A 14,977-nucleotide genomic window follows, 5' to 3' on the forward strand; every position below is an offset into this window, starting at 1 on the left:
GGCACATGTCCCTCCCCCACAACAAGATCGGCGGATTCACCGCGTCACCCGCTGCGCGGGTGTACGACCGGTGGATCGCGGGCAGGTGAATAGCGTGAAGAAGGCCAAGCGGCGCATCCGTCCGCAGCCGGAGGTCGACGTCGCGGCGCGTGCCGCGGAGCCCATCGCCGTGATCGGCATGAGTTGCCGATTCGCCGGAGGCGCCGATTCGCCGGAAGCGTTGTGGCGGTTGCTGATCGAGGAGACCGACGCGATCGCCGACGCACCACCGCCCGGCCGCTGGCCGGGGAACCATCTCGGCTCGGACCGAGCGGCCGCGGGCAAGACGGTGTCGGTCGCGGGTGGGTATCTGGCGGATGTCGCCGGCTTCGACGCCGATTTCTTCGGCATCACCCCGCGCGAGGCCGCCGACATGGATCCGCAGCAACGCTTGGCACTGGAATTGGCGTGGGAGGCATGCGAAGATGCGGGGGTCCGGCCCGATCGGGCGCCGCGCACCGGCGTGTACTTCGCCAACAAGTTCAACGATTATCGCGCCGTCAAACTCGCCAGGGGCGCCACCGCGATCACGCCGTTCACCAGCACCGGAGATGTCGAAGGTGTGATCGCCAATCGGGTGTCGTACGTCCTGGGTTTCGACGGACCCAGCATGACGGTGAACGCCTCCTGCGCCGGATCGCTGGTCACCGTGCATCTGGCCTGCCAGGCCCTGCGAGCGGGTGAGAGCGCGCTGGCCCTCGCGGGTGGCGTGCAACTGAACCTGATACCGGAGACCGCGATCGGATTGTCCGCGCTGGGTGTGCTGTCCGCCGGTGGCCGATCCCGCACCTTCGACGCCTCCGCCGACGGCTACGTGCGCGGTGAAGGCGGCGCGGTGGTCGTGCTCAAACCATTGCGCCAGGCCCTGCGCGACGGCGACCGCGTCTACTGCACCCTGCTCGGCAGCGCCACCAACAACAACGGCAGGCACCACTCCATGCCCGCCAGCAGCGCCGACGGGCAGCGGCAACTGCTGCGGCGGGCGTGCGAGCGGGCGGGAGTGGACCCGTCGACGATCGACTACGTCGAGGCGCACGGCACCGGCACCGCCGTCGGTGACCGTGCCGAACTGTCCGCGTTGGCAGCGGTTTACGGCGCGGGCAGGGCTCCCGGCGCACCGCTGATCGTCGGCTCCGTCAAGACGAACATCGGGCACACCGAGGCGGCCGCGGGCATGGCCGGACTGGTGAAAGTCGCGCTGGCCGTGTGGCGTCGGCGGATCCCGCGCAGTCTCCATTTCGACCGGGTGCCCCCCGAATTCGATCCCGCCGCGACGGGAGTGCGGGTGGCCGACACCGCGATGGCGTGGCCGCGTCACGACGGCCCCGTGCGCGCCGCGGTGAGCGCGTTCGGTTTCGGCGGCTCCAACGCCCATGTCATCGTCGAAGCAGCGCCCGCGTCCGAACCGGTCGGCGACGGCAGCGTCGCGGAGCGGCTGGTGGTGCTGTCCGCTCGCAGCGAAGCCGCGCTGCGGGAACACGCGCGTCGGCTGCGCGAGTATCTCGTGGACCATCCGGACACCCGCCTGGGGGACCTCGCGCACACCTTGGCTTCGAGAGCCGCTCTCCGACAACGCCTCTCGACGGTGGCCGACAACGTAGACCAAGTCGTCCAATTCCTCGGCACCTATCTCGATCAGGCCGCCGAGGATACCGACGCAGACGACAGCGAGGTACTGGGCCTCCTGCTGTGCGCGGCCCTGCGCCCCGGCGCCGTGGCTCATCGCGACCTACTGCGCGCGGCGGGCACGCTGTTCGAGCGTGGCGTGGAACCCGACTGGGCGGCGGTGAACCCGCCGGGACGCACGATCTCGCTGCCCACCTATCCGTTTCAGCGCGAACGGCACTGGGCGGACCCGCATACCCCGGACGAGGCACCCGGCGTCGCCGCACCCGCCACGCCTGCGCGGGATGAATCGCTCGCCGCAATCGCGTCGCCCGACGAAGCGGTTCGAAGGTCGCCGGCGGTGCCGTCGGCGACGACTCCAGGAGGAATCGGACCCGCCGCGACCGATGCGGACTCGTCACCGGGCCCGGCAGCGGTCGCGCTGCCCTCCGGATCCGGCGACCACGCATCCACCCCCGCGCCCGGCGTCGCGGCGCTTGCCGCACTGGTCACCACCGAACTGGCCGAAGTCGTCGGCATCGCGCCCGACCGAGTGGCCGCGCGGCAGAACTTCGAACAGCTCGGGATCGGCTCGGTGCACGCCGTGGAGCTGTCGGCCCGCCTCGGAGCCCGCCTCGGTATCGACCTCCCCGCCGCCGTCATCTGGGGCTGCCCCACCGTCGAGCTGTTGGCGGCCGAACTCGACGTCCGACTCACCCCGGCGAAGGAGACGGCGTCCCCGACCCCTCCCGCGGCGGAGGCGGATCGGCGACCGCCGGTGGAGGAAGAAGTCCTGTCCACCGCTGAACTGCTGGCGTTGAGCCGGGAACTGCTCGGCTGAGCCGGACCCGCGAGCGTCGCCGCACTCGACGGGGACGACAGTGGGCATTCCTACCGGGTGGTTACGTGACAGCCGGGCAGGGTCGAATGCGGCTGGACGCGAGGAGTCGTGCTCGGTGCCGCGAAAAGGGTGACAACCCGAAGGGATCGCCGTTCGCACTGTCGTGCACGCGTAGTGTCGCGTGCATGGCTTGCAGGATCACCGAACTCGTCATCGACTGTGCCGATCCGCAGCGGCTGGCGGACTTCTGGTGCGAAGTTCTCGGTTACGTCGAACTCGGCTGGGAGGGTGACGACGCTCTGGAGATCGGCCCGCCCGCAACCGGCTTCGGCGGGCCGCAACCCACGATGGTGTTCCTTCGCAGCACCGAGCCCAAACGCGGGAAACTGCCCGTGCATTTCGACGTGAATCCCACCGACCGCGATCAGAACGCCGAACTGGAGCGGCTGCTCGCCGCCGGCGCGCGCAAGGCCGACATCGGCCAGCCCGCAGGCGTACCGTGGCACGTGCTGGCCGACCCGGAGGGAAACGAATTCTGCCTGCTTCGCCGTCGTGTCGAGGCGTTGGAAGGCGATCCGGGCACGCGGTGACGAACCCGACCCGGGTGCCGGTAGCGATCGATCGAGACCGAGCCGGTCTGCCGGGAAGGTCCACAGGACGGATCGGCCGCGTGATCGCAATGTGAACGCCGCTGGTCCGGAAACGGGGGGTTATGCTGCCTGCGGTCCGGGTGGGCTGGGATCTGGAAGGGGGCCATGGGTGTTGAGGCAGCACGAGTCGTTCGCCGGGTATCTGATCGAGGGCGTGCTCGGGCAAGGCGGCATGGGGACCGTCTATCTGGCCCGGCACCCGCGCCTGCCACGACTGGTGGCGCTCAAACTGCTCAATCGCGCGGTGTCCGAGGACGAGGAGTTGCGCAGACGTTTCGAGCAGGAAGCCAATGTCGTTGCCCGCCTGGACCATCCGGGCATCGTGGGCGTCTACGATCGCGGCACCCACGACGGGCACCTGTGGATTTCCATGCAGTATGTCCGCGGCACCGACGCCGCCCGGCTCGGTCCCCGGTCCACCCGCCCGCAGCAGGTCCTGCAGATCGTCGGCGATACGGCGAAGGCGCTGGACTACGCCCACAGCCGAGGTGTGCTGCACCGTGACATCAAACCGGCCAACATCCTGATCGCCGAGCCGGAGGCCGTTCGCGAAACACGCGCTGTGCTCACGGATTTCGGCATCGCGCGATTGCTCGACGCCGACACGAAATTGACCGCCACCGGAACGTTCACCGCCACCCTCGCCTATGCCTCACCGGAACAACTGTCCGGTGAGCCGGTCGATCACCGCGCCGATCAATACTCCCTCGGCTGCACCCTCTACACGATGCTGGCCGGGCAACCACCGTTCCCCTCGACCAATCCCGGTCAAATCGTCGCCGGGCACATCGCCAAACCGGTGCCGCGCCTCAGCGATACCCGCCCGGAGTTGCCACGGCGGCTCGACGAGGTCATCGCTCGCGCGCTGGCCAAGCATCGGGACGAACGATTCGCCAGTTGCGGCGATTTCGCGGCAGCCGCGGCGGCGGCCCTGCGCGGCGACGCTCCCGCCGCGGCGCCCGCGCCGAGCTTCGTCGACCAGCGCTCCGCCCACCCGGCCACGGCGGTCGACCCGCGGCCGCGTTCGGCCCCGACCCGGCTGAACCAGCCTTCGGAGCCCCGGTGGCGGGCCGAACACCTACCGCCGCTGCAACCTCTCACGCCCATTCACGATCCGGTCCGGCCCTCCGGCGCCGTTGCCAGGATCGGCGCCGTCGTCGCGTTCGGCTTCGGTCTGGTCTTCTGTCTGATCGTCGCCAACGGGGTGATGGAACTGACGACCCCGCACATCGAATACGGTCGCCGCCAGACGCTGCGTGAGGTCGCCCTCGAACTCCTCGCCCCCATGGCGATCTCCACCGCGATGGCATTGTTGCTGCTCGGCGGCTCGATCGGACTGTTCCGGCGCAAGCGAGCGGGGCGCGTCGCCGTGGCGCTGGGTACGGGGATCATCACGCTGGTCGGCTTGGTCGGAGTCGGAGCCGGCCTGAGTGGCGACAGCCGCGTCAGCGACTTGGTCTTCGTCGGCACGGTCCTGCTGTTCTCCTGCACAGGGCTGCTGTGCACCGTGTCCCCCGCGACCAGGCGCTGGCTCGCCGACAAACGTCCCAGCTCACCGGTTCGGTGACCCGGGGATCCGATGAACGAGAAGCGCGCAGCGCGCCGTTGCGAGGGCTCGGGACGCGCAGGCGCGGTGGCGGTTTCGGCGGTGGCGATGGTCCGCAGCCGTAGCGCGGGGGTTCGGCGGCGGCTCGCGAAACACCCGTGCGGAACCTTGTCGAGCTGAGCCGATACGGGCCGCCGGCAGCACGCCGCGGTTCACCGGCTCGCTGCTGGGCAGCATGCTCGAAGCTCCTGAGGTGTGCGGGCCACGGCAGGCGAGCTCAGGTCGTCACGGGCTCGGTGACGCGGCGGACCGGGCGGACGCGGATGCCGAACTCCGGGCGCAGGTTCACCGAGGCCAGCGGCACCACCGGATGGGTGGCGTCGAGTTCGAGCCGGAAGCGCTGCACCGTCATGGCCAGGATCAGCACCATTTCCGTCATCGACATGTCCTTGCCCAGGCAGATGCGCGGGCCGCCGGAGAACGGGAAGAACGCGAACTTGTGCCGCTCGGCCACCGCGGCGTCGGTGAAACGCTCCGGACGGAATTCCTCGGGGTCCTCCCACAGCCGCTTGTCGCGGTGAATGTAGTACATGCACAACGTGACTCGCGCACCCGCCGGTACGTGGTAGCCGCCGATCTCGTCATCGGCGATGGGCGTGCGCTCGACGATCCAGGCGGGCGGATACAGCCGCATGGTTTCCTCGATCACCATGCGGCAATAGCTCAGCTGTCCGAGATCCGCGAAGGACGGTGTGCGGTCGCCCAGTACGGTGCGCACCTCTTCGGCCAGTTTCTCCTGGATCTCGGGGTGGGTGGCCAGTAGGTAGCACGCCCACGACAGGGCGTTGGCCGGAGATTCGTGCCCGGCCACGAGCAAGGTTTTGATCTCGTTGAGCAGGTCCTCTTCGCGCATGCCCTGGCCGCCTTCGTCGCGGGCGCGCACCAGGGCGGTGAGCACGTCGGTGGTGTCGCCGCCGCGGCGGCGTTCCTCGATGAGATGGCGCACCACATCGTCGAGTTCGCCCACCTTGCGCGCGACTCGGCGGGCCTGCGGGGTGGGGAACGACTGCGGCAGTTTCACCGGCGCGTTCACCCGCTTCATGATGAACGCGAACGCCGCGCGCATCGCGTCGGTCACCTGGGTGGTGCCGGTGGACAGGTCGATACTGAACAGGATTCGGCCGGTCACCGCGAGCAGCAGTTGGACGAAGTCGTCGTAGATGTCGCGGAACTGCCCGGCCGTGGCGTCCCAGCCGTCGAGCATCGCCGCGGCGCTGTCGGTGATGTCGTCGGCGAAACCCTTGACGTGCGAGTGGGAGAACGCCGGGGAGATGAGTTTGCGCTGTTTGCGCCAGTACTCCAGGTTGTTGGTGGTCAGCTGCCCGTCGCCGAGCAGGATGCTGAACTCGTCGTAGATCGGGCTCTTGCGGTAGTTGGTGTAGTTGTCCTTGAGGACGTATTCCGTCATCGCCGGGTCGGCGACGAGGTAGACCAGCATCGGGCCCGCCTTGACCCGCACGACGTCACCGTAGCCGTCCAGCAGCGCGCCCACTGTTGTCAGGGGGTTCTTCGCCAGTTTCGGGAGCATACGTCCGGTTTCCACCAGACCGGGCCCGGGTGCTTTCATGGTCCGACCTTTCACTTCAAGAGCTTGGCGTGCTTGCGCAGCTGATTCACGTAGTCCTGTTTCTCCACCACCAGCGGGTACTGGTCGGCGTGATAGAGCCGCAGCCCGGCATACAGGTCGGGCTGGCGGCCCTGGGTGGCGCGATCGAAACGCTCGACCCGACGGGGATCGCTCGCTTTGGCACGCAGGTACTCGGCGACCAGTCCGGCTTGTTTCTCGTAGACGTCCCAGTGCGAGCCGATCGGGCGCACCATTCCGACCACGAAAAGATTCCGAGTGTGCGGCGGAAAGATGTTGAGATACAGGCCCGGTCGCAAGCTGCCCTCCGACCAGTTCAGCTCGGCTCGGTCGACGACGGGATAGTTCGGCACGAATCCCGTCGCCAGCACCACCAGGTCGACTTTCTCTTCGGTGCCGTCGGCGAAGGTCACCCGGTCGTCGTCGATCGCGGTGACATCCGGTTTGGGCGTGATGTCGCCGTGGGTGTAGTGATGATGCAACTGGTCGCCGAGCATCGGGATGACGATGCCCGCACCGAAATCGGGCACCGGCAGCCCGAACGAGCGGGAGCGGCTGCGCAGATACGAGAACAGCCGCTCGAAGGCCCGCTTGCGCAGCGGCCGCCACATCCGGCCTTGGAGCATGCTGTCGGTCGGGCGGCCCAGCATGTACTTGGGCATGCAATAGAACCCACGCCTGCTGCTGTGCAGGGTCAGCGCGGCGTTCACTGCGCAGTCGGACAGGATGTCGGCCGCCGACTGGCCGGCCCCGATCACCAGGACCCGCTTGCCGAGCACCTGTTCGGGCTCGCGGTACTCGCTCGAATGCAGCACGGGCACCGTGCCCGAGCCGGGGATGTCGATGCGACGCGGGGTGCGGTCGTGGCCGGTGGCGATGACGACACCCGCGTAGCGTCGCTGCGACCCGTCGGCCAGCGTGACCGACCAGCCGTCCGCGCCCGGCTCGACGCGCTGCACCGCGGTGTTCAACCGGATGCGTGGCCACAGATCGAAGGCGTCGGCGTAGGAGTGCAGATAGCGCAGCACCAGTTCGTGTCCGGGATAGTCGGGATAGTCCTCGGGCATCGGGAAACCCGAGAACGCCTGCACTCCTTTCGAAGCGATCACGTGGGTGTTGCGGCTGACCGGTGAGTCCGGGCGCCGGGCGTCCCAGATCCCGCCGATGCCGTCGGCCGCCTCGAGCACCTCGAAATCCAGACCGGCCGCCGCGAACTCACGTGCGGTGGCCAAACCGGCCGCGCCCGCGCCGATCACGCAATAGGTGCTCATCTGTTCCCTCTCCGCTGCCCGCAAGCCTGACCGCTCATGCTGTGTCCGATTTCGGCATGAGCGGGGCCCTGCGTGGTCACGCTGCGCTGCCGCCTCCAGGCCTGACCGCTCATGCCGCGCCGACCCGTTCGGTTCGGGGAGTGTCTTCCCGCGGCGGCGCGGCTTCCGGCTCGGTGCCCGCGCTCGCCCGCCAGGCCGCGACGAAGCAGGCGACGTAGACGACCGTTTGCGCCACCAGCGTGAAGTAGACGTTCTCGTTGTAGACCGCGATGATCAGCCAGGTCACGGTGAGCAGGGCGACGGTGCGTTTGCCGCCGCGCATCAGCCCGGCGTAGACCGCCAGCATCCACACCGCGCCGACGGCGATGTACACCCAGGGCCCGAACGGGGCGCGGAACGACGCCAGCGTCAGCACCGCCAGCCAGATGGCCAGCTGCTCCGCGCGTACCCGAGGCCCCTCGGCCCCGGCGGAGAGCCGCCGGTGGATGCGGATCGCGGTGACCGCCACCAAGATCAGCAGCAGCAAGGTGTAGATGTTGGTGATCACGCGGGCGGGTCCGACGGGATCGCCGATGTCCCAGCCCATGATGTTCGCCTTGTACGGCAGCCCGAACGGCGAATAGTTGACCAGCTGGTTGGCTCGTTCCACCAGCACGAACTGGTGGAACTCACCGCTGGCCAGCCGCTGCCAGGTGCCGTCGGACAGGAACTGCCGCCACGGCTGCCAGCCGAAGATCGCCAGCGTGGCCAGCGAATACAGTCCACCGAACACCGCGGTCCACACCGCGGGCCGCCACCGTCGCTGGACCAGCAGATAGACCAGCAGGATCGCCGGGGACACTTTGGCGATGATCGCGAACGCCAGCGCCGCGCCGCCGAAGATGTTGCGCCGCACCTGGAACAGGACCATGGCGCCCGCGCCACCGACATACAGCACCAGCACGTGGATATTGCCGATCTGCAAGGTCGCCAACGTCGGCAGGCTCAGCCACACCACCGGGGTCAGCGCCGCCAGCACCCCGCCCTGCCTGCCGCCGATCCAGCGGGCGATGGCGAACATGGCCACCAGCACGATCGCCACGTACAGCGAGTAGTACAGCGCCCGCAGCGTCGCGAAATCATGGCTGAACAGCAGCAGCAACCGCGGCAGCAGCAGGAACGGCGGCGGGTAGAGGTAGGCGTCGCGATCTTGCGGGGTCACCGCGGGCAGCACCGAATCGGCCTGAGGCGATTCGTAGCGGTGACGGTCGTAGAGACCGGCCGGGTCGTGTTCGGCCATGAGCGCGCCGCTGATGTAACCGGACAGGTGGGACTTCTTCACCAGGAAGTCGTCGTCGGCCGACAGCGAGGCGTCCACGTTGTCGGCGTCGAGGATGAACTGCGTCAGCCGGGCCAGCACCGCGACCACGAGCAGGATTACCACGCTCCACAGCACCCGCACCACGATCGGTTTGCCGCGCACCACCTGCCGCCACTCGTCGGGCACGGTGGGCACGAACAGCACGAACAACACCGCCGCGCACGCGACACCGAGCGCCGCAGTCACCGGCCCCGGTAGGCCGGTGAGCGAGAGCACGATCATCACCACGGGGACGAGAATGCCCACGACGAACACCGCGTACATCGCGGCGAAGTAGTCGAGCGAACCCCGGAACCGGGTCCATGTCCTGGATATCATCTGCAACCTACGGCTTTCGGTTCCCGCGTCAGCCCGGTTCGGGCCGCGCGGACGGTCTATCTGGTCGCTGCTGCGGTGCGCTCGGCCAGCAGCGGAACGATCTGCGACACCACCTCGCCCGGGGCGGGAGCGGCACGCAGGTCGGCGCCGATCTGCTCGGCGGCGGCGCGGAAGCGGGGTTCACGCAGCAGCGCCCGGATCGAGGTGGTCAGCGCTTCGATGTCGCCTTGGCCGGTGGGGGTCTCGGCGGCCAGGCCGGCCCCGCTGCGCACCACGCCGCGGGCGTAGTCGAACTGGTCGAACATCTGGGGCAGCACCAGCTGCGGCAACCCGAACCACCCCGCGGTGAGGCCGGTGGTCGAGCCACCGTGGTGCACGAGCAGATCGCAGCCGGGCAGGAAGAGATTCAGCGGAACCTCTTCCACGACCCGGACATGGCCGGGCAGTTCGCCGACCGTGGCCCGGTCGCGTGCCGACAGCGCGACGACCACCTCGGCGTCGTCGACGACGCCGAGCGCCGCGAGCACCGACTCCAGGGGTCGCGGCCCGGTCAGGTTCAGCGTGCTGCCGCCCATGCACACCGCGATCCGTTTGCGGCCGTGCTCGGCGTGGTGCCAGGTCGGCAACGTGCCGGTGCCGTTGAACGGGACGTAACCCAGCGGGGTGCCCGCCGCGGCGTCGGGCGCCTGTAGCCGCGGCGGGCAGATGTCCAGCACGGCCACCGGATCGGCCAGCCGCGTGCCCGCCTCGGCGGCGAGCGCTGCGGTGCGTTCGGTGAAGGGTCCGCCGGTCGGGTCGATTCCCCAGCGGTGCACCAAGACCGGTAAATCCAGTTCGGCGCCGAGCGCACGGCCGATAGTGGCCAGCGGGTCGGTGAGCACGACGTCGGCTTGCCAGTCGGCGGCGACCTCCGCGAACGTCTGGAGGTATTGGCGGGCATGGTTGTGCCAGTTCTGCGCGGCGACCTGCCACAGGCCCTGTCCGCTGGACTGGTCGCGGTCGGCGAACAGCGGAAGCGGGAACATGCCCGGATTCACCTGGGTGCGCAACTGGTCCATCGGCACGTTCAGCGCGGTCAACTCGACGGCGTTGAGGCCGGAGCGCAGCGCCGTGGCCGTCACGTCGTCGCGTGAGGCGACCAGCACTTCATGGCCGGCCAGTCGCAGCGCCCAGCAGAACGGCACCATCGCCAGCAGGTGGCCCGACGAGGGCACCGGCACGACAAGAAACTTCATCCGATCACTCCTTCGGCTTCATCCACTCCATCGGATTGGTGTGCCGAGGCACCCATGATGGAGCCGATTGCTCGGCATTGCGGCGTTTTTCGATCACCACGATGTTGTGGTAGAAGTGCAGCGCCCCGATCCAGTCGTCAAAAGCCCCTGTCGCGCGGCCGGATTCCTTCTCGAATTCCTGCTGGTGCAGACCGTCCACCAGGGTTTTCAGGTAGCCGATGGTGGTGGCCGGATCGTCGGTGGCGGTGCTGCTGCCGCCCCAGCCCGACCAGTAGGAGGTCTGGGTGTCCTCCACCACGTACAGCCCGCCCGGTCGCAGGTGCGCGAACAGCGCCTGGAACGAGGCGATGACGTCGCCGCTGATGTGGCTGCCGTCGTCGATGATGATGTCGAACGGGCCGAGCGAGCTGCCGAGGCCGTCGAGGAACGCCGGATCGCCCTGATCGCCGCGCAGCGGTTGCAGGCGGGGCTCGGCGATGCCGGACTTGTCGAAGAAGTCCAGCCCGAAGATCAGGCCGCGGCGGAAGTACTGCTTCCACATCCGCAGTGAGGCGCCGCCGACATCGGGCGCGGTATATCCGCCGATGCCGACTTCGAGGACGCGCACGCGGCTGTCGCGCAGGGGCGCGAAGTGGCGCTCGTAGTGCTGGGTGTACCAGTGTCCGCCCCACTTGTCCGAACCGAAGTGCAGCGACAGCGCGTTGAGGTCGTAGTGGTGCGGACGGCAGGCGGTGACGATGCGGTCGGCGGCGACCGCCGCGGCGTCGCGGGCCAGCCGCCACGGATCGTCCGGGGCGAAGCTGCCCGGCCCCGGCTCGTCCTTGATCGCGATGGCGCGCGTGCCGAGCGCGGCGTCGGGCGGGCCGTAGACCGCGCGCAGCAGCTCCACCAGATCCTGCCGCACCACCAGCCATGGATCCGCCAGCGTGCCGGGAGCGACGGCGGGGTCGTCGGCGCCCACGGTGAGCAGGTAGTCCAGCTGCTTGCCGTCGTGGGTCAGCTCGAACACCGCCGTCACCGGTTGTCCGGGCCGGGGACCGTAGTTCGCGCGCCAGGCGATCTCTTTCAGCACCGCGTCGGCGACGGTCTCGGTGCCGATCTCGCCGATCCGCGCGGCGGTCTCCTCGTGGACACCGTCGGCGACGGAGATCAAGTGGGCGGCGAGGACATTCTCGTCGTTCAAGGTCACGTCATCCATCCGTTCCGCCGGTGCGCACCGGCCTCGATTCCTCCACCAGGCGCACGCCCTCGGCGACGAGCATGGCGCGCACCATGCCGTGGAAATCCACCGAAGGACGCCACCCGGTCCGCTCGCGCAGCCTCGTCGCGTCGCCCGCCAGCGGTTGCCCGCTGCGGGTGAGCACCGAAGAGCGTTCGCGGACGTGGTCGTTCCAGTCCAGTCCGGCCATGCCGAACGCCGCCGCGCAGAACTGCGCGACCGTGTGGTGTTCGCCGGTGGCGACGACGAAGTCGTCCGGCTCGTCGAGAGCCAGGATCCGTGTCATCGCATCGACGTAGTCCGGTGCGTATCCCCAGTCGGCGCCCGCGTCCACCCTGCCCACCTCCACCGTGGCGGCCTCGCCGCGCTGGATCCGGGCGACGGCGCGCGCGATCTTGCGGGTGACGAACTTCTCCGCGCGCAAGGGCGATTCGTGGTTGAACATGATCCCCGCCGCCGCGAAGACGCCCCGGGCGCGGTAGGCGCGGCAGGCCAGCAGGCCCGCCGCCTTGGTCACGCCGTAGATGGAGTCCGGTCGCAGCCCGCTGCGCTCGTCGCACATCGTGGCGGCGTCGGAGCCGAAGATATGCGACGAGGCCGCGTAGAACAGCCGGGTTCCGGTGCGGTGGCGGTCGATCGCCTCCGCGAAGTGTTGCACCGGCAGCGTGTTCACCCGGTGCGAGGCGCGGGCCAGCTCGCGTGGGTCGCCGTGGTCGTCCTGCGAGGAGTGCTGCACCGCCGCCAGCAGGTACACCTGCGCGGGGCGTTCGGTGGCGATCAGTTGTTCGACCGCGGCCGCGTCGGTGATGTCGACGGGGTCGGCGCGGCCGATCCGCAGCACACGTTCGCCGCGCGCGGCGAGCAGATCCGACAGCAGCGTGCCGTCCTGCCCAGCCGCGCCCGTGACGACGACGGTCATCTCACACCACGTCCAGTTCCGGCAGCGGGAATACCAGCCGCCCGCCCGCCGCGCGGAAGGCGCTCTCCCGCTCCAGCATCATGGTGCGGAAATGCCAGGGCAACACGAAGAACTGGTCGGGCGCCAGCTCTCGCGCCCGCGCCTCGGAGACGATCGGGATCGCGCTGCCCGGGGTGAACTTGCCGAACTTGTCGTCGTTGACCTCCGCGATGCACGGCAGGTCCTCCGGGCCGATCCCGCAGTGCTGCAGCACCACGTTGCCTTTGGTGGAGGCGCCGTAACCGAGCGTGCGCAGACCGGCCTTACGGGAGCGGTCGAAGAAATCGCGCACCTGTTCGCGGTGCTGGTCGACCCGTTTGGCGAAGTCCGCGTACGGCTGGGAGGTGTGCAGCCCGAGCGCTGACTCCTCCTGCCGCATGCGGTCCAGCACCGCGGCATCGGCAGCCGAGGCGACGCCACGCTTGCCCAGCGTGAGCGCGAAACTGCCGCCGTTGACGGCATTGCGTTCCACCTCGAGCACCACGAATCCGCACCGCCGCGCCATCCACTCGATCTGGTCGAGGGTGTAGTACTCCAGATGTTCGTGACAGATCGTGTCGTAGGAGGTGGTGGCCAGCATCGCCGGCAGATAGCTCTGTTCGAGCACCCAGACGCCGTCGTCGGTGAGACTGTCGTACACCGCGCCCATGAACTCCAGCGGATTCGGCACGTCGTAGAACATGGCGATCGAGGTGATCACCTTGGCCCGTCGCCCCTCCAGCACCGATTCGGCCAGTTCGCGGGTGAAGTACCCGGTGACCAGCCGCACGTGCGGCGGATAGAACCGGCGGAACTTCTCCCCCAGCGGGTCGATGCCCACAATCGTCGCCGAGCCTTCCGGGTAGGCGCGCAGCAGCGTCGCGTCGTTGCTGCCGATATCGATCACCAGATCCCGCGGCGACAAGGGCACCCGCTGCCGGATGCGCGCCACCCGGTGGGCGAGGTGGTCGATCATCGAGCGGTTCAGCCCGGAGCGGTATCCGTAGCCGGGGGAATACATCTCGTCGAAATCGGCCGTGTGGCGCAACTGCACCAGCCCGCACTCCGCGCTGCTCTCGGGCACGCAGCGCACCAACTCCAACGGGTAGCGCGGCACCTCGGTCGGATCGGTGGCCGGGAACACCCCGGTCAACGCCATGGTGCCGAGATCGACCACCGACTCGAGCCGGGTGTTCCCGCACACCCGGCAGGCCTGCACCGCCACTGTTTGCGTCACGCGTTCTCCATATCGTGGGCGACCATCAACTCGACGAGTTCGGTGAAACTCGTCCGGGGTTCCCATCCGAGCTTCTCGCGCGCCTTGCTCGGATCACCGGTGAGGTGATGGACCTCGGCGGGCCGGAAATAGGTCGGATCGACCTCGACCAGCACCCGCGACGTCCGCCGGTCGATCCCTTTCTCCGCCAAACCGGTTCCTTCCCAGACCAGTTCGACACCGGTGGCCGAGAAGGCGGTCTCGCACAGCTCGCGCACGCTGTGTGTCTCGCCGGTGGCGATGACGTAGTCGTCGGGCTCGGCCTGTTGCAGCATGAGCCACATCGCCTCGACGTACTCCTTGGCGTATCCCCAGTCCCGGCGGGCATCCAGGTTGCCGATGAAGAGCTTGTCCTGTTTGCCCTGCGCGATGCGCACCGCGCCGCGAGTCACCTTGCGGGTCACGAAAACCTCGCCGCGCCGGGGTGATTCGTGGTTGAACAGGGTGCCGTTGACCGTGTACATGCCGTAGGCCTCGCGGTGGTTCACCGTGATCCAGTACGCGTACAGCTTCGCCACGGCGTACGGCGAGCGCGGATGGAAGGGTGTCTGCTCGCTCAGCGCCACGTCGTGCAGCCCGCCGTACAGCTCCGAGGACGAGGCCTGGTAGAACCGGGTCGCGATGCCGGTCTTGCGGATAGCGTCCAGGATGCGCAGCGTGCCGATCGCGTTGGTCTCCGCGGTGAACTCCGGGATCTGGAACGAGATGTGCACGTGCGATTGCGCGCCCAGATTGTAGATCTCGGCCGGCCGCACGTCCTCCAGGATCCGGTTGAGACTGCTGGAATCCATGAGGTCCCCGTAGTGCAGAAACAGCCGGCGTTGGGAATGCGTATCGGAATACAGGTGGTCTATCCGATCGGTATTGAAATTCGAGGCACGCCGGATAATCCCGTGCACCTCATATCCTTGCTGCAACAGGAATTCCGTCAGATAAGATCCGTCCTGGCCCGTGATGCCGGTTATCAGCGCCTTTCTCATCAAACCTCCAACCCCGAGACTAACGGGTCGTCAAAAAGCGGGCAATACCTATCTT

11 protein-coding genes are annotated in these 14,977 nt (G+C 68.5%); 3 read left to right on the forward strand and 8 right to left on the reverse strand.

Features of this window, described 5'->3' with window-relative positions; all coding sequences use genetic code 11:
* Positions 1-94 precede the first annotated feature (94 nt).
* The 3 genes from ACWEKR_RS04995 to ACWEKR_RS05005 all read left to right on the forward strand — a co-directional run bounded on the left by ACWEKR_RS04995 (position 95) and on the right by ACWEKR_RS05005 (position 4,702).
* The gene (locus ACWEKR_RS04995; protein WP_452353361.1) at positions 95-2,485 is read left to right on the forward strand and encodes a beta-ketoacyl synthase N-terminal-like domain-containing protein; all 2,391 of its coding nucleotides are present in this window, start codon (positions 95-97) and stop codon (positions 2,483-2,485) included.
* 185 nt (positions 2,486-2,670) lie between these two features.
* Positions 2,671-3,075 carry a VOC family protein gene (locus ACWEKR_RS05000; RefSeq protein ID WP_452353362.1) on the forward strand — a complete coding sequence of 135 codons (405 nt, stop codon included), beginning with the start codon at positions 2,671-2,673 and terminating at the stop codon, positions 3,073-3,075.
* Between the two features lie 169 nt (positions 3,076-3,244).
* Positions 3,245-4,702: a serine/threonine-protein kinase gene (locus tag ACWEKR_RS05005; RefSeq protein ID WP_452353363.1), complete on the forward strand. Its 1,458-nt coding sequence runs from the start codon at positions 3,245-3,247 to the stop codon at positions 4,700-4,702.
* A gap of 256 nt (positions 4,703-4,958) precedes the next feature.
* Here ACWEKR_RS05005 and ACWEKR_RS05010 read toward each other — a convergent pair whose 3' ends face one another.
* The 8 genes from ACWEKR_RS05010 to gmd form a co-directional block, all read right to left on the reverse strand.
* On the reverse strand, positions 4,959-6,308 hold the full coding sequence (locus ACWEKR_RS05010; RefSeq protein WP_452353364.1) for a cytochrome P450: 1,350 nt from the start codon (positions 6,306-6,308) through the stop codon (positions 4,959-4,961).
* 11 nt (positions 6,309-6,319) lie between these two features.
* A complete protein-coding gene (locus tag ACWEKR_RS05015; RefSeq protein WP_452353365.1) occupies positions 6,320-7,597 on the reverse strand; it encodes a flavin-containing monooxygenase in 1,278 nt (425 codons plus the stop codon).
* Between the two features lie 109 nt (positions 7,598-7,706).
* Positions 7,707-9,275 (reverse strand): glycosyltransferase family 87 protein, encoded by a 1,569-nt coding sequence (locus ACWEKR_RS05020; protein ID WP_452353366.1) that lies wholly within the window; start codon positions 9,273-9,275, stop codon positions 7,707-7,709.
* Positions 9,276-9,331: 56 nt separating this feature from the next.
* Positions 9,332-10,510: a nucleotide disphospho-sugar-binding domain-containing protein gene (locus ACWEKR_RS05025; protein WP_452353367.1), complete on the reverse strand. Its 1,179-nt coding sequence runs from the start codon at positions 10,508-10,510 to the stop codon at positions 9,332-9,334.
* Between the two features lie 4 nt (positions 10,511-10,514).
* Positions 10,515-11,699 (reverse strand): class I SAM-dependent methyltransferase, encoded by a 1,185-nt coding sequence (locus tag ACWEKR_RS05030; RefSeq protein ID WP_452353368.1) that lies wholly within the window; start codon positions 11,697-11,699, stop codon positions 10,515-10,517.
* A 1-nt stretch (position 11,700) separates the two neighbouring features.
* Complete coding sequence (locus tag ACWEKR_RS05035; protein ID WP_452353369.1) at positions 11,701-12,648, reverse strand: GDP-mannose 4,6-dehydratase; 948 nt, start codon at positions 12,646-12,648, stop codon at positions 11,701-11,703.
* A gap of 1 nt (position 12,649) precedes the next feature.
* Positions 12,650-13,903, reverse strand: coding sequence for a class I SAM-dependent methyltransferase (locus ACWEKR_RS05040; RefSeq protein ID WP_452353370.1), 1,254 nt, complete (start codon positions 13,901-13,903; stop codon positions 12,650-12,652).
* A complete protein-coding gene (gene gmd, locus ACWEKR_RS05045) occupies positions 13,900-14,922 on the reverse strand; it encodes a GDP-mannose 4,6-dehydratase (protein WP_452353371.1) in 1,023 nt (340 codons plus the stop codon). The genes ACWEKR_RS05040 and gmd overlap by 4 nt, the downstream gene beginning before the upstream one ends.
* Between the last annotated feature and the right edge of the window lie 55 nt (positions 14,923-14,977).

The sequence above is a fragment of the Nocardia sp. NPDC004573 genome (genome assembly GCF_053602135.1).

Excerpts from the sequence above, each read along its gene's own strand:
- ACWEKR_RS05010 (WP_452353364.1), bottom strand. The coding sequence starts at position 6,308 with ATGAAAGCACCCGGGCCCGGTCTGGTGGAAACCGGACGTATGCTCCCG.
- ACWEKR_RS05020 (WP_452353366.1), bottom strand. The coding sequence starts at position 9,275 with ATGATATCCAGGACATGGACCCGGTTCCGGGGTTCGCTCGACTACTTC.
- ACWEKR_RS05000 (WP_452353362.1), top strand. The coding sequence starts at position 2,671 with ATGGCTTGCAGGATCACCGAACTCGTCATCGACTGTGCCGATCCGCAG.
- gmd (WP_452353371.1), bottom strand. The coding sequence starts at position 14,922 with ATGAGAAAGGCGCTGATAACCGGCATCACGGGCCAGGACGGATCTTAT.
- ACWEKR_RS05015 (WP_452353365.1), bottom strand. The coding sequence starts at position 7,597 with ATGAGCACCTATTGCGTGATCGGCGCGGGCGCGGCCGGTTTGGCCACC.
- ACWEKR_RS05035 (WP_452353369.1), bottom strand. The coding sequence starts at position 12,648 with ATGACCGTCGTCGTCACGGGCGCGGCTGGGCAGGACGGCACGCTGCTG.
- ACWEKR_RS05025 (WP_452353367.1), bottom strand. The coding sequence starts at position 10,510 with ATGAAGTTTCTTGTCGTGCCGGTGCCCTCGTCGGGCCACCTGCTGGCG.